The 23291-nt window shown below is 59.2% G+C and carries 16 protein-coding genes and 8 pseudogenes; 12 read left to right on the top strand and 12 right to left on the bottom strand.

Going from position 1 to position 23291, the window contains the following annotated elements; genetic code table 11:
- Positions 1 to 179: 179 nt before the first annotated feature.
- Both ACVJGD_RS01505 and ACVJGD_RS01510 read left to right on the top strand, forming a co-directional pair.
- Complete coding sequence (locus ACVJGD_RS01505) at positions 180 to 1526, top strand: IS5 family transposase (protein WP_456632707.1); 1347 nt, start codon at positions 180 to 182, stop codon at positions 1524 to 1526.
- A gap of 86 nt (positions 1527 to 1612) precedes the next feature.
- Complete coding sequence (locus tag ACVJGD_RS01510; RefSeq protein ID WP_456632538.1) at positions 1613 to 2638, top strand: IS110 family RNA-guided transposase; 1026 nt, start codon at positions 1613 to 1615, stop codon at positions 2636 to 2638.
- A gap of 255 nt (positions 2639 to 2893) precedes the next feature.
- On the opposite strand, the gene ACVJGD_RS01515 is transcribed toward ACVJGD_RS01510, so the two are convergent.
- A complete protein-coding gene (locus tag ACVJGD_RS01515) occupies positions 2894 to 3292 on the bottom strand; it encodes a UPF0149 family protein (RefSeq protein WP_456632708.1) in 399 nt (132 codons plus the stop codon).
- Here ACVJGD_RS01515 and ACVJGD_RS01520 point away from each other — a divergent pair.
- Positions 3291 to 4384, top strand: a pseudogene (locus ACVJGD_RS01520) (IS3 family transposase); the annotation flags it as partial. The gene ACVJGD_RS01515 and the pseudogene ACVJGD_RS01520 sit on opposite strands and share 2 nt — an antisense overlap.
- 202 nt (positions 4385 to 4586) lie before the next feature.
- Here the strand turns inward: ACVJGD_RS01520 and ACVJGD_RS01525 are convergent.
- Together ACVJGD_RS01525 and ACVJGD_RS01530 are read right to left on the bottom strand one after the other, a co-directional pair.
- Positions 4587 to 4919: a UPF0149 family protein gene (locus ACVJGD_RS01525; protein ID WP_456632709.1), complete on the bottom strand. Its 333-nt coding sequence runs from the start codon at positions 4917 to 4919 to the stop codon at positions 4587 to 4589.
- A pseudogene (locus ACVJGD_RS01530) lies at positions 4916 to 5116 on the bottom strand (transposase domain-containing protein); the annotation flags it as partial. The pseudogene ACVJGD_RS01530 and the gene ACVJGD_RS01525, both read right to left, overlap by 4 nt.
- Before the next feature lie 309 nt (positions 5117 to 5425).
- Here ACVJGD_RS01530 and ACVJGD_RS01535 point away from each other — a divergent pair.
- On the top strand, positions 5426 to 5614 hold the full coding sequence (locus tag ACVJGD_RS01535) for a hypothetical protein (RefSeq protein ID WP_456632524.1): 189 nt from the start codon (positions 5426 to 5428) through the stop codon (positions 5612 to 5614).
- Positions 5595 to 5957 (top strand): annotated as a pseudogene (locus ACVJGD_RS01540) (recombinase family protein); the annotation flags it as partial. The gene ACVJGD_RS01535 and the pseudogene ACVJGD_RS01540, both read left to right, overlap by 20 nt.
- 17 nt (positions 5958 to 5974) lie before the next feature.
- Here ACVJGD_RS01540 and ACVJGD_RS01545 read toward each other — a convergent pair.
- Together ACVJGD_RS01545 and ACVJGD_RS01550 are read right to left on the bottom strand one after the other, a co-directional pair.
- Positions 5975 to 6373: a hypothetical protein gene (locus ACVJGD_RS01545; RefSeq protein ID WP_456632693.1), complete on the bottom strand. Its 399-nt coding sequence runs from the start codon at positions 6371 to 6373 to the stop codon at positions 5975 to 5977.
- Between the two features lies 1 nt (position 6374).
- The gene (locus tag ACVJGD_RS01550; protein ID WP_456632710.1) at positions 6375 to 8042 is read right to left on the bottom strand and encodes a recombinase family protein; all 1668 of its coding nucleotides are present in this window, start codon (positions 8040 to 8042) and stop codon (positions 6375 to 6377) included.
- A 424-nt stretch (positions 8043 to 8466) separates the two neighbouring features.
- Between ACVJGD_RS01550 and ACVJGD_RS01555 the strand changes: the two genes are divergently transcribed.
- On the top strand, positions 8467 to 10137 hold the full coding sequence (locus ACVJGD_RS01555) for a recombinase family protein (RefSeq protein WP_456632711.1): 1671 nt from the start codon (positions 8467 to 8469) through the stop codon (positions 10135 to 10137).
- Here ACVJGD_RS01555 and ACVJGD_RS01560 read toward each other — a convergent pair.
- Positions 10058 to 10642, bottom strand: coding sequence for an IS66 family transposase (locus tag ACVJGD_RS01560; protein WP_456632712.1), 585 nt, complete (start codon positions 10640 to 10642; stop codon positions 10058 to 10060). The two genes, ACVJGD_RS01555 and ACVJGD_RS01560, sit on opposite strands and share 80 nt — an antisense overlap.
- Before the next feature lie 47 nt (positions 10643 to 10689).
- Here ACVJGD_RS01560 and ACVJGD_RS01565 point away from each other — a divergent pair.
- Positions 10690 to 11716: pseudogene (locus ACVJGD_RS01565) on the top strand (IS110 family RNA-guided transposase).
- Positions 11717 to 11803: 87 nt separating this feature from the next.
- Here ACVJGD_RS01565 and tnpC (ACVJGD_RS01570) read toward each other — a convergent pair.
- Genes tnpC (ACVJGD_RS01570) through tnpA form a run of 3 tightly spaced genes read right to left on the bottom strand, consistent with a single transcriptional unit; the run spans position 11804 to position 13775 of the window.
- Positions 11804 to 12901 (bottom strand): IS66 family transposase, encoded by a 1098-nt coding sequence (gene tnpC, locus ACVJGD_RS01570; RefSeq protein WP_456632713.1) that lies wholly within the window; start codon positions 12899 to 12901, stop codon positions 11804 to 11806.
- Between the two features lie 50 nt (positions 12902 to 12951).
- Entirely contained in the window at positions 12952 to 13305 is a 354-nt protein-coding gene (gene tnpB / locus ACVJGD_RS01575; protein ID WP_027577378.1) for an IS66 family insertion sequence element accessory protein TnpB, read from the bottom strand.
- Positions 13302 to 13775, bottom strand: a complete 474-nt coding sequence (gene tnpA / locus ACVJGD_RS01580) for an IS66-like element accessory protein TnpA (protein ID WP_456632714.1) — start codon at positions 13773 to 13775, stop codon at positions 13302 to 13304. Before tnpA ends, tnpB begins: the two co-directional genes overlap by 4 nt.
- A gap of 127 nt (positions 13776 to 13902) precedes the next feature.
- On the opposite strand from tnpA, the pseudogene tnpC (ACVJGD_RS01585) reads away from it, so the two are divergent.
- Positions 13903 to 14556: pseudogene (gene tnpC, locus ACVJGD_RS01585) on the top strand (IS66 family transposase); the annotation flags it as partial.
- A gap of 264 nt (positions 14557 to 14820) precedes the next feature.
- On the opposite strand, the pseudogene ACVJGD_RS01590 reads toward tnpC (ACVJGD_RS01585), so the two are convergent.
- Positions 14821 to 15847: pseudogene (locus tag ACVJGD_RS01590) on the bottom strand (IS110 family RNA-guided transposase).
- 47 nt (positions 15848 to 15894) lie between these two features.
- Between ACVJGD_RS01590 and tnpC (ACVJGD_RS01595) the strand changes: the two are divergent.
- Together tnpC (ACVJGD_RS01595) and ACVJGD_RS01600 are read left to right on the top strand one after the other, a co-directional pair.
- Positions 15895 to 16560, top strand: a complete 666-nt coding sequence (gene tnpC, locus ACVJGD_RS01595; protein ID WP_456632715.1) for an IS66 family transposase — start codon at positions 15895 to 15897, stop codon at positions 16558 to 16560.
- Positions 16557 to 17573 carry a UPF0149 family protein gene (locus ACVJGD_RS01600; RefSeq protein WP_456632716.1) on the top strand — a complete coding sequence of 339 codons (1017 nt, stop codon included), beginning with the start codon at positions 16557 to 16559 and terminating at the stop codon, positions 17571 to 17573. Before tnpC (ACVJGD_RS01595) ends, ACVJGD_RS01600 begins: the two co-directional genes overlap by 4 nt.
- A gap of 744 nt (positions 17574 to 18317) precedes the next feature.
- On the opposite strand, the gene ACVJGD_RS01605 is transcribed toward ACVJGD_RS01600, so the two are convergent.
- Both ACVJGD_RS01605 and ACVJGD_RS01610 read right to left on the bottom strand, forming a co-directional pair.
- Positions 18318 to 20288, bottom strand: coding sequence for a glycosyltransferase (locus tag ACVJGD_RS01605; protein ID WP_456632717.1), 1971 nt, complete (start codon positions 20286 to 20288; stop codon positions 18318 to 18320).
- A gap of 353 nt (positions 20289 to 20641) precedes the next feature.
- Positions 20642 to 21735, bottom strand: a pseudogene (locus tag ACVJGD_RS01610) (IS3 family transposase); the annotation flags it as partial.
- Here ACVJGD_RS01610 and ACVJGD_RS01615 point away from each other — a divergent pair.
- Positions 21693 to 22655, top strand: a complete 963-nt coding sequence (locus ACVJGD_RS01615) for an IS4 family transposase (protein ID WP_456632718.1) — start codon at positions 21693 to 21695, stop codon at positions 22653 to 22655. The pseudogene ACVJGD_RS01610 and the gene ACVJGD_RS01615 sit on opposite strands and share 43 nt — an antisense overlap.
- A 378-nt stretch (positions 22656 to 23033) precedes the next feature.
- Positions 23034 to 23268: pseudogene (locus ACVJGD_RS01620) on the top strand (DUF1269 domain-containing protein); the annotation flags it as partial.
- Positions 23269 to 23291 lie beyond the last annotated feature (23 nt).

Here is a 23291-nt window from a genome sequence, read left to right on the forward strand (position 1 = left end):
CAGCCGCGATTACGCCATGTTAAGAGCTGACCAAGCGACTGATCTGGAATCGTAATTTGTCGGGGAGGCTGTTTTGGGATTGCAAGGTTTTGAGGCTTTGAGCCTCGGAAGCTTGCAATTTCACGTTCGGGATTCCCTTCGGGGACGAAGCATGATTCCCTGTCCGCATCGGAGGGGCGATGCGGCCGAAGAAGCACACGACGACGGGATCTGGCGATCTGTTCCGGGCCAGGCTGGACCAGATCATCAATATGAAGCACGAGCTGGTTCTGCTCGCCGGCAAGGTCGATTGGGACTGGATCGACGGCGAGATCGCGCCGCTCTACAGCGAGAACGGCCGGCCGGGTATCGCGACCCGCTTCATGATCGGGCTGCTGTTGCTCAAGCACATTTATGGACTGTCCGATGAGGGGATCTGCGAGCGCTGGCTCCACGACCCGTATTTTCAGTACTTCACCGGCGAAGAGTTCTTCCAACACGCATTCCCGCACGAGCGCTCGGATCTGAGCCACTGGCGCAAGCGGCTGGGCGACAAGCTGGAACTGCTGCTGGCCGAGAGCCTGCGGGTGGCGCACGAGGCCGGCGCGCTGCGCAGCCAGGACCTCAAACGGGTCACGGTCGATACCACGGTGCAGCCGAAGGCCATCACCTTTCCGACCGATGCCAAGCTTTTGCATGCGGCGATCCGTGGACTGAACCGCCTGGCGAGGAAGCATGGCATCAAGCTGCGGCAATCCTATTGTCGCGTCGCCAAGACCGCGGCGATGATGGCGGGGCGCTACGCCCATGCCAAGCAATTCAAGCGGCTTCAGCGGCAGTTGCGCATCCTGCGCAGCCGGCTGGGCCGAATCATCCGCGACATCCGCCGCAAGATCGAAGGTCAGGCTGCGCTCGAGGACGCGTTCGCACTCCCGCTTGGCCGGGCCACACAGATCCGCTCGCAGCAGCAGCGCCAGCGCGGCTGGAAGCTGTATTCCTTCCATGCTCCGGAGGTCGAGTGCATCGGCAAGGGCAAGGCCAGCGCACCTTACGAGTTCGGGGTGAAGGCCTCAATCGTCACCAACAACCGCCGTGCTCCCGGTGGCCTGTTCGTGCTGCACGCCAAGGCGCTGCCCGACAATCCGTACGACGGTCATACCCTGCGGGACGCCATCGACCGCACCGAGACACTCACCGGCTGTACGATCGAGCGGGCCTATGTCGACAAAGGATACCGCGGCCATGACGCGCACAACCCGCGCCGTGTCTTCATCTCCGGCCAGAAGCGCGGGGTCTTCGGTATCATCAAGCGCGAGCTGCGCCGCCGCTCCGCCATCGAGCCTGTCATCGGTCACCTGAAGTCAGAGGGGCACCTCGGCCGTTGCTATCTCAAAGGCCGCGCCGGCGATGCGGCTAACGTCATCCTGTCCGCCGTCGGCCATAACTTCCGACGCATCCTCGCTTGGCTAAGCGCTCTTTGGCGCCTCTTCCTGACCACCCTCATCGCTGCTATCAGCGACCGCTCACCGCTTAAATCAGCTTCTTAACATGGCGTAATCGCGGCTGACGTCTTCTTGAGGACACGAGGGTCGGTAGGATCGGTCTCCGCAGATTATCGAAAGGGAGCAGCGCCATGAAGCAGTACGTTGGTTTGGACATCTCTATGGAAGAGACCAGCATTTGCGTCTTGGACAAGAACGGCGGCGTGACATTCGAAGGTAACGTGCCCACCAAGCCAGAGGCCATCGCAAAACTCTTGCGGCGGCATGCCGGCAATGCTGAGCGGATCGTTTTTGAAACGGGCTCGCTATCAAATTGGCTTTGGCACCAACTCAGGGCGCTGGGCTTTCCGGTCATTTGTCTTGATGCGCGTCATGCCAACGCAGCATTATCGATGCGCATCAACAAGTCGGATCAGAACGATGCCAGGGGGTTGGCCGAAATGGCCCGCATGGGATGGTACCGGGAAGCGGCCGTGAAGGGGGAGGAGAGCTGGAAAACCCGTTCGATGCTGGCGGCTCGAACCAAGCTCGTGAACCTGCGGCGAGATATTGACAACCAAATGCGCGGTCTGTGCAAGGGGCTGGGAATAGTGCTCGGCAGGGCCGGCTCGACCAACCTGGCTCGCAAAGTCGACGCCGTGCTTGCTGAAGCGCCGGATTTGCAAGATATTTTCGCACCGTTGCTCCTTGCCCAGTCCTGTTTGGCTGAGCAAATTGAGAAGTTCGATCGGCAACTCATGGCAGTGGCAAAAGGCGATCAAACTGTTCGGCGAATGATGACCGTTCCCGGTATCGGTCCCCTGACTGCCCTGTCCTTCGTCGTTACCATCGACGACCCCACTCGTTTCAAACATTCCGCCGATGTGGGCGCCTATCTAGGCCTGACACCAAGACGTTATCAATCCGGTGAGATGGATCGTACTGGCCGCATCTCCAAGCGCGGCAACCACCAGATGCGAACTTATCTGTTCGAGGCCGCGAATGTCCTGCTGACCGTTGTCAGGCGAGGCTCTGCGCTCAAGCGCTGGGGCTGCAAGCTGGCCAAACGCATCGGCGCCAAAAAGGCCAAGGTTGCCGTCGCTCGCAAAATGGCTGTCATCCTCCATGCCATCTGGACCGATGGCACCGAATTCCAGGCAGAGATGCGCACCGCATGAAGCAGTCTTAAACCAACCCAGATCCGCCTTCGGCGGAACAAGCGTCCCTGCCGGGACGAAGGTGTGGGCAATCCGAAGTCGTCCCTGCGGGCTTCACGCACCGCGCTCTTAACATCGGGATGCCACACCTCCTGAACGCCATCATGCGGCGCTCCTGCATCGAGACGACCGCGGAAAGAACCATGAACCCGGCAGCGGATCATTTTTGTCGATCGGGGTTGACACCGTGCCCGCGATTAAAGAACGGACGACTGATCAGCGCGCGCGAGCGTAGCGGGTCGGCATCCAGTACTGGCGCATGGCCTCGACGACGTCCGGAATGTCGGTATGGGCGTTGCGCAGGAATTCCTCGGTCTCGCGGCCTTTCCTTGGTGGTCCAAGCAGTGGACGCCCCTGATCGTCGACGCAATGCAGCAGGATGGGCAGGAGCAAGCCGTGGTTTATGTTGCGGATGTCGAGCAGCGGGGTCCATGCCGATAGTCTCAGCCGCATGGCGGCATGGAATCCCTGGCACCACGGCCGCGCATCAACGTCGCCATTTGGCTTGCGGGCATGGGTGGGCGCGAACCGATGTGGTGAAGTGGACCCCGGATTTTGGACCAGCGGCTTAGGTGGTGCGGATGCCGTTCCGTTTTGATAAACGGAGCGGACCATGAAGAAGACGAGACGGAAAATCGACGCGGCGCTGAAGGCAAAGATCGCCTTGGAGGCGCTGCGAGAACAATCAACGGTGACGGATCTGGCGCAGCGCTACCAGGTGCATGTGAACCAGATTTACGCCTGGAAGAAGCAGCTTCAGGATCAAGCGGTTCGGGCGTTCGACGCGGGCGCTGGTCGGGATGGCGAGGCGGCCCACGAACTGGAGGTCGAGAAGCTCCACGCCAAGATCGGACAATTGACGGTCGAGCGAGATTTCTTAGCCAGGAGGTCCGGAAGATGAGCGCGCCGGATCGCCGAGGATTGCTTCAGCGCGATCATGAGAGTCTGTCGATCCGCCGGCAATGCCAACTGCTGAGCGTTGCGCGATCGAGCGTATATCGGCCGCCGCGGCCGGCCAATGACAACGACCTTGAGCTGATGCGGCGGATCGACCAGCTGTTCACGGCCTGGCCGTTCCTGGGCTCGCGGCGGCTGACGGCAATGCTCAATGGCGAAGGCTGTCGCATCAATCGCAAGCGTGTGCAGCGGTTGATGCGCAAGATGGGCATCGCAGCGCTGGGACCAAAGCCCAGAACCACAAAGCCGGCGCCGGGACACAAGATCTTCCCGTATCTCCTGCGCCATCTGGCGATCGACCGGCCGAATCAAGTGTGGGCGGCCGATATCACCTATGTGCCGATCGGCCAGGGCTTTCTGTATCTGGTGGCGATCATCGATTGGGCGAGCCGTGCGGTGCTGGCCTGGCGCCTGTCGAACACGATGGACACATCGTTCTGCGTGTCTGCGCTCGAAGAGGCCTTGGCACGCTTCGGCCGGCCTGAGATCTTCAATACCGACCAGGGCAGCCAGTTCACCAGCGCCACCTTCACCGGCACGCTGGCCGCCACCGGCGTCAGGATCTCGATGGACGGTCGCGGGCGCTGGATGGACAACGTGTTCATCGAGCGGCTGTGGCGCTCGCTCAAATACGAGGACATCTATCTCAAGGGTTATTCGGATGGCCACGAGGCCAAAGCCGGAATCGCCCGATGGATCGAGTTTTACAATTTCCAGCGCCCTCATCAGGCGCTGGAAAACCGCGCGCCGATGGCGGTCTGGCGGGCCGGTGTCACCGGCGCATTCGGCGAAGAGGCTGTGGATATGACGCTTCTCGCAAGCGAGAAGCTTGGACAACGCTGCGCGTTGCCCACATCCCCACAGCCACAACAGCAGCAAGCAAGAGTAGCGTAAAGTTATTGGCAAGAACGAACGGCAGCAGTTCCACTTAAGAAACCGGACCCAGTGGTCCTCAGCATAGGGTCCACTTCAGTGGCGCGGTGGAAAGAACGTTACTAATGTCGTTGTGGCGCAGCGCGACGGCCGAAATCGCAGCGAACTCAGGCGTGCCGCCATGGTTGAACGCATCGGCGTCGATGGCGAGTAACGGACAGATCCAGTCGGGCGGACTTATCGACACCGGCCCGGCCACGATCGCGGCGACATAGCCGTCGAGCATAGGAAGACTCGTGGCGATGGGATGCTGCGCGGCGCGAGCCTGCAGCCAAGGCTCAAGTTCGTCGAGCGGCATCGCGGCTGCCGCCATCGATGATGAAGATGATGATGAATGGCGGCGCCGGCTCATGCAGCCTCCCGTGCGCTGAGCTCGCGGGCCGCCTTCCAGTTCCAGGCGAGAAGTTCGCGCAACTGGTGGCTCTTGGTCTGGCCGGAGATGATGCGCTCCAGCACATCGGCCAGATAGACCTGCGGATCGAGTTCATGGAGCTTTGCCGTATTGACCAGCGATGCGAGGATTGCCCAGCTCTCAGCACCGCCCTCCGAAGGAGCCGCATAATGCAGGGATTTTGGGCAAGGAAGTTCGGGTAACATATCCATTCCATCCTGACGCTGGCCGCGAACTGGTCGTGCTCAGTGAACAAATTCACGACGGCTGTCGCCACTTCACGGTTCGCCGCGAGAGCGCCCATTCCCAATTTCTGCCGGCCTGGATGACAGAGCCTGAAGCAGCGTCGGCTAAAATTGTAGCTGATCCGCTTCTGCCCGTGAACCGACTTCTTGAGCTTCGCGCGCTCCTTGACGTCCTCGTAGCCTTGCCTCGGGGAGAATCGCCTCCCGGTGAGGGAAGAGCTCATGTCCAAGATAATGCGAAAGCGGCAACTGGATCTGTTCGCGACGGCGCAGGCGGAACGTCTGCCTCTGGTGGTCGAAGCCAAAACCGTAAAGCTGCTATCGGTCCTCCTAAAGGAAGCCGTCGCAGAAGTCCCCGTACCTTCAGTCCAGTCAGATCAGGAGGGGCGTCATGACGAAGATCTCCGCTGATCATTTGGCACGCAGCGCCGTAGTTTACGTTCGGCAGTCATCGGTAGACCAGGTCGCGCACAACTTGGAGAGCAAACGCAGACAATATGGCCTTGAGGCTCGCGCCCGTGAACTTGGCTGGAGCGACGTCGAGGTTATTGATGACGATCTCGGAAAATCTGGTGGTGGCGTCGCGCGACGTGGATTTGAGCGGTTACTGGCGCTAATCTGTGAAGGGCGCGTCGGCGCCGTGTTCTCGATCGAAGCCTCTCGGCTCGCCCGAAACGGTCGAGACTGGCATACATTGTTGGAGTTCTGCGGCTTAGTTGGCACACTCATTGTCGATGAGGAAGGTGTCTACGATCGATCATGTTGATACCTTCATTTGTTTGGTCTCGGGTCGAAAACGAGGTGATCTCGAGCTCCTGTCTTAAGCTCTCGCAACGCAACAATGCTGGCTTCCGTATCAGGAAAGAGGAATCGCTTGTCGCAAGGATCGCGCTGGATATCAATGGTGCCGCTGCGGATACGTCGCTTGATCCAAGAACTCGAAACTCCCAAACGCTTTGCCATTGCGGTCACCGGCAGCCAACCAGCAATGTGACGAGCACGCGTTGCGACGCCGTCCTGCAGTACGCGATGGCGCTGCCGCACGATCTGAACGGTTCGTACTGGAACATAATTTCGGCGCGGTGAGCGGTGCCCCTCCTGGGTCAAGGTGTTGGCGATTTCGGCATCATCGAAGCCCTGGCGGGCCAGCTCAAGGATCCGTGCTTGCATCTCAGTCCCTCGAGTTAGAGCATGCAGTGCATGGACCCTCGGCTCGACTTCCAATTCGGATATCTCGCCACCACCCACACCAGACGATCCGAACCGCGATTCGATCGCGCATGATGCGGTGGAGAACAACCTTGTCAATCAGCGTTCGTAATAACTGCTTCTTATCTGCCCGGCTCACATCAGGCCGCCGCCAGAGCTCAGGCAAGTGTGGACCAAGCGCAAGAAACTCATTCTGCTCCTCTGGGGTCAACATGGCTGATTTGCTCTTCGTGGCTCGGCGGGTGGTCAGCGCCTCTTCAGCCTGCCGGAGTTCGCGTAACGCGTTTTCCCATCGCCGCTCCAACTCAGCGGCGATGAGGCGATTGTCAGGATCGACCCGATTATACTGTCGTTCGGCCAGGAGTGCCTGATAGCGCAGTCGCTCAACCTGCTGCTCTTCGGCGCGATCAAGCGCTTCGTCAGTCTGCTGCCGCGCATTGAGCGCACGCCTCCAGGCCTCCACCTCAGCGGGAGCGATCGCTGCAAAGAATGCAGCCACCACCTGTGCGTCGATTGGATCGGCGGGAAGATGCTGGCATAGCGTCTTGCCTTGGTGGTTCAACAGGGAATTGCAGACGTAGCGGGACCCGCCCTTGTATTGTATCGACATCTTGTGGCCGCACCGGCCGCACCAGGTGATGCCTTGCAAGATAGCGGCCCCCTCTCGGGGCACGCCACGCGTCTGATTGCGTTGGTATTCGGCATGGTTATCGCGCAACATGGCCTGGATCCGCTCAAAGCCATCCCAATCGATGTATGCAGGATAGCGGTCCTTTACTACTACCTTCCACTCTGCCATTGGGCAGCGGGCCGTCTTCAGTTTACCACTCGTATAGGTCGTGCGGCAGGACTTGGTGCGGCCATAGACGAAAGCGCCAGCATAGGCCGGATTCCTCAAAATTCCGGAAATCATGCTGGCCGATGGTGTCCGCCACGCAATATCGCCGAACCGGTCCCGCCGCGGTATAGAGAGCGCACGATCTCGGAATGACCGGATTACCTTGCCTACGGAGCCTCCCTCCAGAAATGTCGTGAAAACCAGTGATATCCGCTGCTGCACCTCCCTGCTCGGATCCTTCGATGCCACACCATTGGCGTCACGTTCCAAACCCGCCGGTAACAGTAACGTCAACTCGCCGCGCTCGGCCTTGGCGCGCAGCCCCGCCGTCAGACGGCCGCGCAGTGTGTGCAACTCCACTTCGGAGATTGTGCCCTTTAAGCCGAGTAACAGGCGCCCATTGGTTGAGCCAGGATCGTAGACGCCGTCGCGATCCGCAATGAGGCATTGCCGGTAGCCGCACAGATCGAGTAGCGGGTACCAATCAGAGCAGTTGCGCGCGAGACGCGTCACCTCATAGGAGAGAATGATTCCGATTTCACCCAACGTGACGCGGGCGATAACGTCCTTGAAGCCCTCGCGATGCGCTGCTGTCGATCCACTCAATCCAAGGTCGGCATCAACGACATCAATATTGGTATCATCCCAACCGAGATCGGTGGCTCGCTGTCGCAGTGCATACTGCAGTCGCAGGCTCTCCTGGTTGGTTATCACCTGATGAGGCGTCGACTGCCGAATGTAAATTACGGCTCTGCGACAAAGGTGGCTCCCCGTCACAAGATCCGACCTCATGGCTCTTCTCCCAGCGAACCACGCGAGCTTGCCAATTTTGATTCGGAGCCGTGCCTTAAAGAATCATTTGTCGGCTGATTCGCCAAGCTCGTCAGCACCACGTCTCTTGAAAGCCGGAGCAAGTCTCGAATGCTTTCGAGCGAAAGCTTGCTTGACGGGACAGACAGCCGCTCGCCATAGAGGTTGGTTGCTGCAGCTCGAATTCTCAGCAAAATGCCGTCGCGATAATGAACGAGAACGCAGCCGCGGAGCGAGCTTCCGGCCGATACCAAATCAAAGCGCCGTCCGTATAGTGGATGGGTTGGGTCGGTTACGGTAATCTGCTCTAATTGATCAGATGGCTCCCGAATAGGGGCATCATGCTGTGTGGTCGTATGATTCGCGGTCGATCAACGATCGATTGCTTTTGGGGATGAAGGGAACGATGAGCGAGATGGAGCTCAGCGTCATTCGACAGCGATCCGTTGAAGCTGTAAAACAAAAAGCTCGACGTGGCGAGCACTTTACGACGGTTGCGGTCGGTTACGTGAAGACGAACGACGACCGGATCGAAAAGAACCCGGACGTTCGTGTTCGTGAGGCGCTTGATCTCGTCTTCAGGAAGTTTGTGGAGTTGCAATCGATCCGGCAAGTTTTGCTCTGGTTGATCCAGGAGAAGATCGCTCTGCCGGTCGCGGTTCGAAGTTCAAACGATCCAAAAATCGAATGGCGTACACCAAGCTACACGACGGTGTATCATATACTTATCAACCCGATTTATGCTGGCGCTTACGTGTACGGCCGGCGGGGCGTCCGAACGACGATCGAGAACGGTCGGAGAAAGATGAAGCGAACTCCCCAACGAGATTGGAAAGCCTGGGAAGTGCTGCTCCGCGACCGTCACGAAAGCTATATCTCATGGGATGATTTTATACGGAATCAGCGCCTCATTGCTGACAACGCCAACGGCAAAAGCTATCTGGGCCGAGGAGCCATCCGTCGTGGCGAAGCGCTTCTCCCTGGACTTCTGCGTTGTGGGCGATGTGGTCGGCGGCTGTTCGTTCAGTACTCTGGAAAAGGTGGCAACACGCAGAGATATGTCTGCCGCGGAGAGTTCACCAGAACGGCCGCCGTAGCCTGTCTTGGCTTCGGTGGAATGCGCATCGATCGGATGGTGGCGCGAGAGGTGCTGGAACGCCTTCAGCCGCTCGGCGTTGAGGCCGCCTTAAATGCAATGAAAGCTCAGGATGTCGAACAGTCTGAAAAATTGCTCCAATTGCAAAGATCTCTCGAACACGCGCAGTACGAAGCGAGCCGGGCCTATCGCCAATACGACGCTGTGGACCCCGACAATCGTCACGTCGCTGGTGAGCTTGAGCGCCGCTGGAACGAGCGTATCGATGCCGTGCGTGCGATCGAGCGAGAAATTGAGGGCTTGAGCAGCTCTCCTTCTCCCGGACTTAGTGCAGGCGATCGCGAAGCGCTGCTCAAGTTGGGAGGCGATCTGGTCCGCGCCTGGCAACGCCCAGGCGTGACTTCGGAGACCAAGAAGAAGATCCTGCGCACAGTGCTGTCGGAGATTGTCGTCGACGTCGGCCAAAACAACGAGCATCTTGATCTCATCATCCATTGGCAGGGCGGTGATCATACGCGTTTGAAGATCAAGAAGAACCGCGTCGGCGTGACGCGCTGGACTACCGACGCCGACGTAGTAGATCTCGTACGCGTTCTCGCACGTCAAATGCCTGACTATGCGATCGCGGCCGTGCTCAATCGCTCCGGAAAAACGACCGCGCACGGGGCATCTTGGACGAGAACCCGCGTATGTTCGTTGCGCAGCACTCGCGAGATCGAGCCTTATCGCGAGGGAGAGCGCAAGGATCGAGGTGAACTTTCGTTAGACGAAGCAGCCGAGATGCTCGACGTCAGTCCCTCGACGATCCGTCGCATGATCGTCGAGGGACGGTTGCCTGCGAAACAACTATGTAAAGGCTCGACTTGGATCATCAAACAAACCGATCTCACGCGTCTGGACGTTACCCAGGATGCCTCTCGTCGGAGATCACGCCGTCGTCCGCCGCCTTCCGAATCCAACCAGAAATGCCTGGAATTTTAAGGAGATCTGCAGATGGGTAGTATGAAGCGCCGTCGTCGCTGCCGCTGAATAATGAGTTCCGCCTTCCCATCGCAATCGGGCGCATTGAACGCTCGACAGTGTTGCTGTCGACCTCAACGCGGCCGTCGCGGAGAAACAGCGTCAGCCCATCCCAGTGATTGAGCGTATAGTTGATAGCCTCCGCCAGCTTCGACTGGGAGAACAGCTGGTCGAGCATCGAGCTCAGTCGCGCCTTCAGCACCTCCATCAGCGGTGCGGCCCTGGTGCGGCGGGCGGCAAGCCGCTGTTCGGCGCTCGAGCCGCGGATCTCGGCCTCGATGGCGTAGACCGCTTGCAGGCGCTCGATCACTTCGTGAGCGAACGGCGACTGCATCGTCTTGTACACTTCGACGAATTTGCGTCGGGCATGGGCGAGACAAAAAGCGAGCTGGATCGCGCCGCCATGACCGCGGGCAAGCGCTTTGTAGGCGGCATAGCCGATGGAGTGGACGCCCCCCGACGGCATCGATTGTGCCAAGATGTGGGTGTTGAAACCCGGTAAGGAGGACGTCCGTGGACGAGGTTAGCATCATTGGTTTGGATTTGGCCAAGAACGTGTTTCAGGTTCACGGCGCGGGGCAGGATGGAAAGATGATCCTGCGTAAAAAGCCTCAGCCGCAGCAGATTGCTCGAGTTTTTCGCCGAGTTGCCAAGGTGTGTGGTCGCAATGGAGGCCTGCGCCAGCGCCCATTATTGGGGACGGGAGATCGGTAAATTTGGGCACGATGTCCGGCTGATTCATCCCTCCTACGTGAAGCCCTTCGTTAAGCGTCAGAAGAACGATGCAGCGGATGCGGAAGCGATCGCCGAAGCCGCATCTCGACCAACAATGCGCTTTGTCGGCGTCAAGAGCGCCGAGAAGCAAGCCTCTTCCATGGCATTCAAGGTTCGTGATCTCTTAGTTCGACAGCGTACACAGGCGATTAATGCTTTGCGCGGACATCTTGCGGAATATGGCTTGATCGTTGCTCAGGGCGTGAGACATATCCCCCGCTTGGATGAGCTCTTGGCAACATATCCGGACCTGCCCGATCTTGCTCGTGGCCTTTGCCAGAATCTCTTGAAGCATGTGGAAGCCCTGTCGGAGCAGATAGCAGAGCTTGAGAAGGGACTACGGATGCGCGCTAGAAAGGACGAGGTCGCCTCTCGCTTAACGACTATTCCGGGGATCGGGGCAATCTGCGCAACAGCGATAGAGGCCTTGGCGCCCTCGGCGGAGACCTTTTCCAAAGGGCGAGATTTTGCGGCCTGGATTGGTCTCACGCCCAAACAGAATTCTTCCGGAGGCAAGGAGAGGCTTGGCAAAATCTCCAGGATGGGCCGGCGAGATCTCCGACGACTCCTCGTGCTTGGTGCTACCGCTGTCGTGCGATGGGCAAGACGATATGGATCGCCGGCAGGATCCTGGATGGCGAGAATGCTCTCGAAGAAGCCCCCAAAGCTGATTGCGGTCGCTCTAGCGAACAAATTGGCGCGTATCGCTTGGGCCTTGATGGTCCGCGGTGGCGCTTACCAAGCTCCAGCGTCTGGCGCTGCGTAACCAGGGCCAGAAGCCGAGAGACGTCGGGAATGTGGTAAGGTCTAACGGAGGATTATGGGCAATCGGTCAGGACTGGGATTGGAAGAATCAACAGGTGGATGAGTGCCAGAGAGCACGCATAACCGAATTGGATCCAATCCACGCATTCCATAAGGGCCCGCGACGTGTCGAGGTCGCATCACGAGGCCGGACACACGTCAGCACCCGACCACATGCCTGCTCCGAAGTTAAATTTTGCTTGCATTTACTGGGGCGTCCACACACATCCACCTGCAGAATGCCGGAGAAGCCGGTCAATTGCCCGGCGATCTCCTCGGTGCCGCGGCCATCGGCAAACACATAGGCGACCGCCGGCGGCGATGGGCCGCCCCATGGGCGATCATCCATCGCATGCGCCCAGAACTGGCAGATACGAGTGCGATGTCGTCCGGGATCGAGCACCGGCATCGGCGTCTCGTCGCAGAACAGCCGCGGCGAAGCCTGGATCGTCCGCAGCTGAAGCTCATAAAGGCTCTTGAGCCACCATGCCGCACGCTTCACCCAGCCGGCGAGCGTTGCGCGGTCGAGATGAATGCCCTGGCCAGCCAGGATCTGCACTTGGCGGTACAGCGGCAGATACCAGGCGAACTTCGAGACCACCACGTGAGCCACGAGTGCCGTCGATGCCATTCCGCCTTCAACCAAACGCGGCAGCACCTTCGCCTGGACCACGCCGTCGGTGCAACCGCGGCAGGCGTATTTGGGACGAACCGTGCGTAGTACCCGCAGGATCGCCGGGATCACGTCCAACACCTCGCTCACATCCTCGCCGATCCTGTGCAGAGCGCCCTGACAGCACGGGCACGCTGTCGTGTCCGGCTCGAGCACCTGCTCGCAGCGCGGCAAATGCTTGGGCAACGCACCGATGTTGCGCCTCGCCTTCTTGCGCGGCCTCCCAGCCGGCTTCGTCGCAGGTAGATCGTCGTTGGCTGACGCAGGTGGTGTGACGCCGGTCGCGAGATCGTCCAGTTCGAGCGCGAGCTGCTCGGCCACGATCGCCACCAGCCGCTCCGAGCGCTTGCCGAAGATCATCTCCTTCAGCGTCTGCATCGCCACGCGCAGCTTCTCGTTCTCGGCGTCAAGCGCGAGCACCATCTCGGTCAGAGCCGCTGCGTCGGTCGGAAGAGCTTCGGGGCGAATCGCCATGATCGAACGATATATCCGCGCATCACAGGCTCCAGCAAAATCTTCGCCTCTCAGCCGACAACGGCCGGCTGCTTCACAGGCTTGGGTGAGACACGCGTCCACTCCAGCCCGTCGAGCAGCATCGCGAGCTGCGTCGCACTGAGATGCACCACGCCATCGCGGATCGGCGGCCAGGTGAAGCGCCCCTGGTGCAGCCACTTCGTCACCAGCACCATGCCGCTGCCGTCCCACGCCAGAAGCTTCACTCGGTCCATGCGCTTGCTGCGGAACACAAAGACGTCGCCGCAATACGGGTTCGCACGCAGCGCTTCGCTAACCAGCGCCGACAGCGTGTGCACCGACTTGCGAAAGTCGACCGGCTGTGCCGCCAGCACCACCTTGAGGTCAGACCGTAATGCAATCAACGGATGCCCCGAAGCGCCGATAGCACTGTCGAAAGCGTCGCCAGCTCCACTCCGGGCTCGACCCGGATGCGTGCCCCGCCCACCTCGATCTCAATCATCCCGCCAAGCTTGCCTGGGGGCGATGCCATCTGCGGCAGCACCTTATGCGCGGACGCGAACCGGTCCGGTTCGTCTGCCGTCGCCGGACCGCTCTCGGAAGCGATCCGGACCGGCACGAAGCCTGGCACCTGAAAGCTCGCTGCCGTCGCGAACTTGCGCCGCCACACCGTCAGCAGCCCACGGACAACGCCATGGCGCCGAGCGACCTCGGAAATATTGGCCCCTTCCTCGAAGCTCTCCGCCACGATCTGGGCCTTCTCTTCCGCCGTCCAGTGCCGTCGCCGACGCTGCCCCGTGATCACCTCGATCCGACGATAGGAGCCGCCTTCCTGCCTGGCATCAAGCATGGCTTCATGCATGGCATCTGCCATAGCCCACCTCCAAAAAAACAGGTCATACCAGGCTGTATCGCAGCTCATTCGCGCGATGCCCAGGTGGGGGGCTCATGCCGATTACGATCTACCTGCGACGAAGCCGGCTGGGAAGCCGCGCAAGAAGGCGAGGCGCAACATCGGTGCGTTGCCCAAGCATTTGCCGCGCTGCGAGCAGGTGCTCGAGCCGGACACGACAGCGTGCCCGTGCTGTCAGGGCGCTCTGCACAGGATCGGCGAGGATGTGAGCGAGGTGCTGGACGTGATCCCGGCGATCCTGCGGGTACTACGCACGGTTCGTCCCAAATACGCCTGCCGCGGTTGCACCGACGGCGTGGTCCAGGCGAAGGTGCTGCCGCGTTTGGTTGAAGGCGGAATGGCATCGACGGCACTCGTGGCTCACGTGGTGGTCTCGAAGTTCGCCTGGTATCTGCCGCTGTACCGCCAAGTGCAGATCCTGGCTGGCCAGGGCATTCATCTCGACCGCGCAACGCTCGCCGGCTGGGTGAAGCGTGCGGCATGGTGGCTCAAGAGCCTTTATGAGCTTCAGCTGCGGACGATCCAGGCTTCGCCGCGGCTGTTCTGCGACGAGACGCCGATGCCGGTGCTCGATCCCGGACGACATCGCACTCGTATCTGCCAGTTCTGGGCGCATGCGATGGATGATCGCCCATGGGGCGGCCCATCGCCGCCGGCGGTCGCCTATGTGTTTGCCGATGGCCGCGGCACCGAGGAGATCGCCGGGCAATTGACCGGCTTCTCCGGCATTCTGCAGGTGGATGTGTGTGGACGCCCCAGTAAATGCAAGCAAAATTTAACTTCGGAGCAGGCATGTGGTCGGGTGCTGACGTGTGTCCGGCCTCGTGATGCGACCTCGACACGTCGCGGGCCCTTATGGAATGCGTGGATTGGATCCAATTCGGTTATGCGTGCTCTCTGGCACTCATCCACCTGTTGATTCTTCCAATCCCAGTCCTGACCGATTGCCCATAATCCTCCGTTAGACCTTACCACATTCCCGACGTCTCTCGGCTTCTGGCCCTGGTTACGCAGCGCCAGACGCTGGAGCTTGGTAAGCGCCACCGCGGACCATCAAGGCCCAAGCGATACGCGCCAATTTGTTCGCTAGAGCGACCGCAATCAGCTTTGGGGGCTTCTTCGAGAGCATTCTCGCCATCCAGGATCCTGCCGGCGATCCATATCGTCTTGCCCATCGCACGACAGCGGTAGCACCAAGCACGAGGAGTCGTCGGAGATCTCGCCGGCCCATCCTGGAGATTTTGCCAAGCCTCTCCTTGCCTCCGGAAGAATTCTGTTTGGGCGTGAGACCAATCCAGGCCGCAAAATCTCGCCCTTTGGAAAAGGTCTCCGCCGAGGGCGCCAAGGCCTCTATCGCTGTTGCGCAGATTGCCCCGATCCCCGGAATAGTCGTTAAGCGAGAGGCGACCTCGTCCTTTCTAGCGCGCATCCGTAGTCCCTTCTCAAGCTCTGCTATCTGCTCCGACAGGGCTTCCACATGCTTCAAGAGATTCTGGCAAAGGCCACGAGCAAGATCGGGCAGGTCCGGATATGTTGCCAAGAGCTCATCCAAGCGGGGGATATGTCTCACGCCCTGAGCAACGATCAAGCCATATTCCGCAAGATGTCCGCGCAAAGCATTAATCGCCTGTGTACGCTGTCGAACTAAGAGATCACGAACCTTGAATGCCATGGAAGAGGCTTGCTTCTCGGCGCTCTTGACGCCGACAAAGCGCATTGTTGGTCGAGATGCGGCTTCGGCGATCGCTTCCGCATCCGCTGCATCGTTCTTCTGACGCTTAACGAAGGGCTTCACGTAGGAGGGATGAATCAGCCGGACATCGTGCCCAAATTTACCGATCTCCCGTCCCCAATAATGGGCGCTGGCGCAGGCCTCCATTGCGACCACACACCTTGGCAACTCGGCGAAAAACTCGAGCAATCTGCTGCGGCTGAGGCTTTTTACGCAGGATCATCTTTCCATCCTGCCCCGCGCCGTGAACCTGAAACACGTTCTTGGCCAAATCCAAACCAATGATGCTAACCTCGTCCACGGACGTCCTCCTTACCGGGTTTCAACACCCACATCTTGGCACAATCGATGCCGTCGGGGGGCGTCCACTCCATCGGCTATGCCGCCTACAAAGCGCTTGCCCGCGGTCATGGCGGCGCGATCCAGCTCGCTTTTTGTCTCGCCCATGCCCGACGCAAATTCGTCGAAGTGTACAAGACGATGCAGTCGCCGTTCGCTCACGAAGTGATCGAGCGCCTGCAAGCGGTCTACGCCATCGAGGCCGAGATCCGCGGCTCGAGCGCCGAACAGCGGCTTGCCGCCCGCCGCACCAGGGCCGCACCGCTGATGGAGGTGCTGAAGGCGCGACTGAGCTCGATGCTCGACCAGCTGTTCTCCCAGTCGAAGCTGGCGGAGGCTATCAACTATACGCTCAATCACTGGGATGGGCTGACGCTGTTTCTCCGCGACGGCCGCGTTGAGGTCGACAGCAACACTGTCGAGCGTTCAATGCGCCCGATTGCGATGGGAAGGCGGAACTCATTATTCAGCGGCAGCGAGAGCGGTGCTGAGAGCTGGGCAATCCTCGCATCGCTGGTCAATACGGCAAAGCTCCATGAACTCGATCCGCAGGTCTATCTGGCCGATGTGCTGGAGCGCATCATCTCCGGCCAGACCAAGAGCCACCAGTTGCGCGAACTTCTCGCCTGGAACTGGAAGGCGGCCCGCGAGCTCAGCGCACGGGAGGCTGCATGAGCCGGCGCCGCCATTCATCATCATCTTCATCATCGATGGCGGCAGCCGCGATGCCGCTCGACGAACTTGAGCCTTGGCTGCAGGCTCGCGCCGCGCAGCATCCCATCGCCACGAGTCTTCCTATGCTCGACGGCTATGTCGCCGCGATCGTGGCCGGGCCGGTGTCGATAAGTCCGCCCGACTGGATCTGTCCGTTACTCGCCATCGACGCCGATGCGTTCAACCATGGCGGCACGCCTGAGTTCGCTGCGATTTCGGCCGTCGCGCTGCGCCACAACGACATTAGTAACGTTCTTTCCACCGCGCCACATCGGTTCGCGCCCACCCATGCTCGCAAGCCGAATGGCGACGTTGATGCGCGGCCGTGGTGCCAGGGATTCCATGCCGCCATGCGGCTGAGACTATCGGCATGGACCCCGCTGCTCGACATCCGCAACATAAACCACGGCTTGCTCCTGCCCATCCTGCTGCATTGCGTCGACGATCAGGGGCGTCCACTGCTTGGACCACCAAGGAAAGGCCGCGAGACCGAGGAATTCCTGCGCAACGCCCATACCGACATTCCGGACGTCGTCGAGGCCATGCGCCAGTACTGGATGCCGACCCGCTACGCTCGCGCGCGCCGATCACTGCAGACGTGGGAGCTCATGCCGGTTACGATTCAATTGCGACCAGAGTGCCCCATCAGCTTCGACTGGATACGAGCTAGCGCGTCACTGAGCCTCGCCGCTTCGTTAAAGCGTGTCTCCGAATATAGCGGGCGGGCGGATGGATCGTGCAAGAGGGCCTCCGCTGTATTCGAGAGCCGGCGGAGCGGCGTCCTCAGCCACTGCGCCGCACAAAAGAGTAGTGCTAGTGTGGCAATGGCACAAACACCGAAACTACTCCAGAATGATCGGATTAAATTACGGGTGGACGCAAGCGCCTCGTCGGCACTCTGCCGAACCAGAAGAGACCAACCGAAGCTTGGAAGGTTTGCGAAGCCGACCGTCGGAACAGTTACTGTGAAGTAGTCCCTGCCGTCAGGCCAACGTTCTCGTAGAGACGCAGTCGTGACGCGACTGGCCGCAAGCGCGGAGCCGATGTTGAGCGGCTTGTTGATAAGATCCGGCGGACCGAACAGGACGGTTCGATCACCCGAAAGCAGCAGCACGTCAATGCCGGGCACCTGTAACGAGTCCATGCCTTCTGCGACCCATTTCCAGTCAAGGTGAGCGCCGATGACCCCGGCAACGGAGCCGGCGTGGCGCAAGGGCGCTGCCAGGTCGATAAAGCGATAGGGCTCACGAGATGCAGGCAACTGGGTGGCCAGTAGTTGAGCGGCATGCACATCGATAGCGGCCGGCGAGACAAGGCCCCGCCTAAACCAAGGTCGCTGTGTAACGCTTACTCCTTCGAGCATGCCGTCTTTAGCAGCCAGAATGGTCCCTTCGAGATCCGCGACGCCGAGCCAAGTGTAGCGTCGATCAAGGCGGCTCAAGAAGTCGATGTGTTCTCGCGCATTCTTAAGATCTGTTAAGTCAATGAGCTCAGCGGACCGAGCTACATCCATCCAAACTCCATAGAGCCGGCGGGCCAGCAGCGCAGAACTCATTTCGCCGCGAATTCTTAACGCGTCGAACTGCAGCTGCTCTCCCCGTTGCTGTAGTAAAGCCGTGTAGATCGTCGCGGTCACCACCGCGGGCACTAATATGAGCAAGGCGCCTCCACAGAACACCAGGGAGAGTAGGCCCGGTCGTTTCGGCATCTCGCGCTCCTCAACTCGTTAGAGCTCGCGCCAACTCGCGGATCATTTGCAAGATGTTCCCTCGATCAGCCCCTGGCATCGCAGATTCTGTGTGAAGCTTCTTAATAATTTTCGCTCGTTGCTCAGGAGTTGGAGAGAACTTGATTCGATAGCCATCACGAGTAGTCGCAGCAACATGCGCGTCTACTCCGCTAATCCAGGGCAAGTCGATCTTCCCTACTGCTCCGGCGGAAAGTCCGGATGGACCGCTAATTCGAGCGCCCCCTCGGCCCAGATTGAGAAGCCATCCGCGGTGCTTCTCACCTTGGATCACCAACGTGATGGGTTCTGGACTCTGGCGCTGAGGTCGATCGTATCGCGGTCGTTCGATGCACACCACGACTGCCACGAACAGCACCAGAATGTTGTAAACTGTCCAGAACATCACGATAGCCGTGCCGTCGCCCGCTGTTGCGGACGTATTGAACACAAAATCGGAGTTCAACGGCACGATCAGGCCGCCGATCGTCAGGGCGAGCAGGAGTAGAAACGGTCGCATCAACACCCATTGCACGACGACCTTGGTGCGGTCGCCGCCTTTGGCCGTCACCGAGAATTTATGCGATCCGCTGGTCAGAAGCCCGAGAGCAGCTGCCCGGCTGATGGGCCAGGCCGCGATCAGTTGAGCCGTATCGTTGAGAAGCGGGACAAACAACCCTTTTGAAAGCCAGTTCAGGGACACCAGAACCATTAGGTAATAGGGTACATAATAACTGATAATTTCCACCAGCGACGCGTTCACGATGGTGATACCGAACCACCAGTACAACAGGGGGCAAATCAAGCTGGCAAGCCTGAAGGGAAAGGTGCTGAGCCAGTAGAGCAATGAATCGAGGATACCGATTCGATGCATCAGCCCAAGGCCTCGCATGCCAAAGGGGCTGTATGAGCCGCGGACAATCTGCATCAGGCCAAGGCACCACCGTCCACGCTGAGTAATATACTCTTTCAATCCTTCGGGAGCCAAACCTTCAGTCAATGGCTCGTTAAGGTACGCAGTTTGCCAGCCGTTCTCCGCAAGCTTAAGGGTGAGCAGGAAATCCTCGGTTACGCTTTGTGTTGGAATCCAGCCAATCTGCTCGACGGCCCGGACCCGCATTACGGATGATGTCCCACAGCAGATGGCAATCCCCCAAGCGTCCCGCGCTGGCTCGACGTTGTCAAAGAAATGACGTTGTTCATCCGGATATGCGGTGCTTATTCCCAGGTTATGTTGGATCGGATCAGGATTGAAGAAGTGCTGCGGGGTTTGCACGAGCGCGACGCTTGGCTCGTGAAATAACGCTAGCGCTCGCCCGATGAAGTCCGCGTGGGGGACGAAATCTGCGTCAAGTATAGCGACAAAGGCCGGGGGGACTGGATCGAGGGCGCGCGCGCGAAGGGCATGGTTGATGTTCCCCGCTTTAGCCTGCTCCTTATCCGAGCGTGCGAGATATCCGACTTCGTGCAGTTCGCAAAGTTGCCGCACCCAATTCCTGGCACCGTCGTCGAGGATAAAAATCCGAAGCCGTGGATAGCGGATTTCCGTCGCGCCAATGATCGTGCGCTCGAGTACTTCCGACGGCTCGTTGTAAGTCGTGATGAAAACATCGACGCGAGGGGCTTCTCCAGGCTGCCACCATTCGGAGTACTGGTCTGCTTCTGCCGACCGCTCCTTCACCCGCGACAGTATGAAAAACGCGATGGTGGACGAAAGCATCGTCAGAGCTTCGAGCATGGCGAATCCCCAACTGAATAGCGCGTCCGCAGTCCAGTCGAGCGGTGCCAGTGTTTCGGTGACGCGCCAAGCCATATAACGCCAAGACAGTACGGTAGCCGTCCCCAGGAGAAGAGCGCGCCAATGCCACTTCATCGGATTAAGCAACGGAAAGACGGTAAGGCGAAGCCCAATTATGAAGGCGGCGCCTGCGAAGGCAGCAACGAGTGGCGACAGCAGTAGCATCAGAGTCCGTACCGCGTGATAAAGCGACGGAATTGTGCGATTGGGCCGGCTGTGAAGATAACGCGTCCAGTACGTCCAATCGCGCAGCCGAGATCTGCCTCTCCTGCAAGGTCTGGAACAGTCACGGTGACTGAAGTGGACCCTATGCTGAGGACCACTGGGTCCGGTTTCTTAAGTGGAACTGCTGCCGTTCGTTCTTGCCAATAACTTTACGCTACTCTTGCTTGCTGCTGTTGTGGCTGTGGGGATGTGGGCAACGCGCAGCGTTGTCCAAGCTTCTCGCTTGCGAGAAGCGTCATATCCACAGCCTCTTCGCCGAATGCGCCGGTGACACCGGCCCGCCAGACCGCCATCGGCGCGCGGTTTTCCAGCGCCTGATGAGGGCGCTGGAAATTGTAAAACTCGATCCATCGGGCGATTCCGGCTTTGGCCTCGTGGCCATCCGAATAACCCTTGAGATAGATGTCCTCGTATTTGAGCGAGCGCCACAGCCGCTCGATGAACACGTTGTCCATCCAGCGCCCGCGACCGTCCATCGAGATCCTGACGCCGGTGGCGGCCAGCGTGCCGGTGAAGGTGGCGCTGGTGAACTGGCTGCCCTGGTCGGTATTGAAGATCTCAGGCCGGCCGAAGCGTGCCAAGGCCTCTTCGAGCGCAGACACGCAGAACGATGTGTCCATCGTGTTCGACAGGCGCCAGGCCAGCACCGCACGGCTCGCCCAATCGATGATCGCCACCAGATACAGAAAGCCCTGGCCGATCGGCACATAGGTGATATCGGCCGCCCACACTTGATTCGGCCGGTCGATCGCCAGATGGCGCAGGAGATACGGGAAGATCTTGTGTCCCGGCGCCGGCTTTGTGGTTCTGGGCTTTGGTCCCAGCGCTGCGATGCCCATCTTGCGCATCAACCGCTGCACACGCTTGCGATTGATGCGACAGCCTTCGCCATTGAGCATTGCCGTCAGCCGCCGCGAGCCCAGGAACGGCCAGGCCGTGAACAGCTGGTCGATCCGCCGCATCAGCTCAAGGTCGTTGTCATTGGCCGGCCGCGGCGGCCGATATACGCTCGATCGCGCAACGCTCAGCAGTTGGCATTGCCGGCGGATCGACAGACTCTCATGATCGCGCTGAAGCAATCCTCGGCGATCCGGCGCGCTCATCTTCCGGACCTCCTGGCTAAGAAATCTCGCTCGACCGTCAATTGTCCGATCTTGGCGTGGAGCTTCTCGACCTCCAGTTCGTGGGCCGCCTCGCCATCCCGACCAGCGCCCGCGTCGAACGCCCGAACCGCTTGATCCTGAAGCTGCTTCTTCCAGGCGTAAATCTGGTTCACATGCACCTGGTAGCGCTGCGCCAGATCCGTCACCGTTGATTGTTCTCGCAGCGCCTCCAAGGCGATCTTTGCCTTCAGCGCCGCGTCGATTTTCCGTCTCGTCTTCTTCATGGTCCGCTCCGTTTATCAAAACGGAACGGCATCCGCACCACCTAAGCCGCTGGTCCAAAATCCGGGGTCCACTTCAGAACCTCAAGCAATCCACGGAGCTTTTCGAGGAGCCATCGCAGTGCATCCATATCGGTGATCGTGAGGCCGATATTTATGAATTGTTTTGCGCCGCCCAAGAGGTTGGAACGCATTTCTTGGTAAGGACCTGTGTCAATCGCCTGGCAGGCGATGGCGATCATACCGTTGCAACGATAATGGACGAGGTCGAGGTCAAAGGTCTCCACCGGATCGAAGTCCAGGATAGCAAGGGCAATCCAGACCAGGCTGTTCTAGAAATCCGGTATCGTAAAATCCGTATTCTGCCACCGATAGGCAAGCAGTCGCGGTATCCAGCTTTGACTTTGACAGTGATCCACGCCGATGAAAGAGGAGCGCCAAAAAACAGAAAGAAGATTGAATGGAAACTCCTGACCGATCTTCCGGTGCAATCGCGCGGGGATGCGATCGAAAAACTCGAATGGTATTCCCTGCGATGGAAGATCGAGGTCTTCCACAAGATACTCAAGTCCGGCTGTAGAGCAGAAGACTCGCAACTGCGGACTGCTCAGCGATTGACGAATCTGATCTCGGTGTTCTGCATTGTGAGCTGGCGCATTTTTTGGATGACGATGCTCAATCGTTCAGCGCCAAATGCCCCACCGGAATTTGCGCTGACCAAAGCTGAAATCCAACTGCTTGATCGGCTCGTCAAAGACAAGAATCCAATCAGCGCACAACGAAAGACATTGTCACATTATCTCATCAAGATCGCGAGGCTCGGCGGCTATCTCGCGCGCGCCAACGATCCGCCACCGGGGAATCTGATCATGTGGCGCGGATTATCGCGCTTCATCGATATCGCAACGGGAGCAAAACTCTGACTCAAAATGTGGGTAATCGTAAGCTACGCCGGATGCGTACGCGGATAGTACTGGCGTCGGCGAACAAGCCCGGGTTTGACGGGTCGGCTTCGGTCGCGACTGTTTATTTGAGTTCCGTTAGGCTGACCGTTGAGGATAGGACTTCCATTGGACGCGGCACCAGCGGAACTTAGAAGAACTCCTGCAGAAGTTTGCGGGGAGTCCTTATTTGAGCCCACGTACGATATTCCCGCCACTCACGGCGCCGAGAGATCAACGCATCTTGAGATTGTCAACCTACTTGTCTGACCAGTCGACAAGAGACTTTCGGAGGGTAAGCTTCGGGCGTGCATCAAGCAGGCAATTGGGGAGCACTAGAAGTCATCAGGGGAGCTTTTAATGTCAGACCTTGTTGCGATCGTGTACCCATCCGAAGCCAAAGCAGAGGAAGTTCGGCAAAATATTCAAGCTCCAGAGCGAGTATCTGATCACGATCAGCGATGCCGTGATCGCCGTCAAAACTGGGGACTCTGTAAAACTCAGTCAACTTGTGAATACCACTATGACTGGCGCCGCAAGTGGCAGCTTCTGGGGATTGCTATTGGGGATGGTCTTCCTGAATCCGCTTCTAGGAGCCTGTCCAGTTAGCTCCGAGAA

This window comes from Bradyrhizobium sp. USDA 10063, from assembly GCF_054063735.1.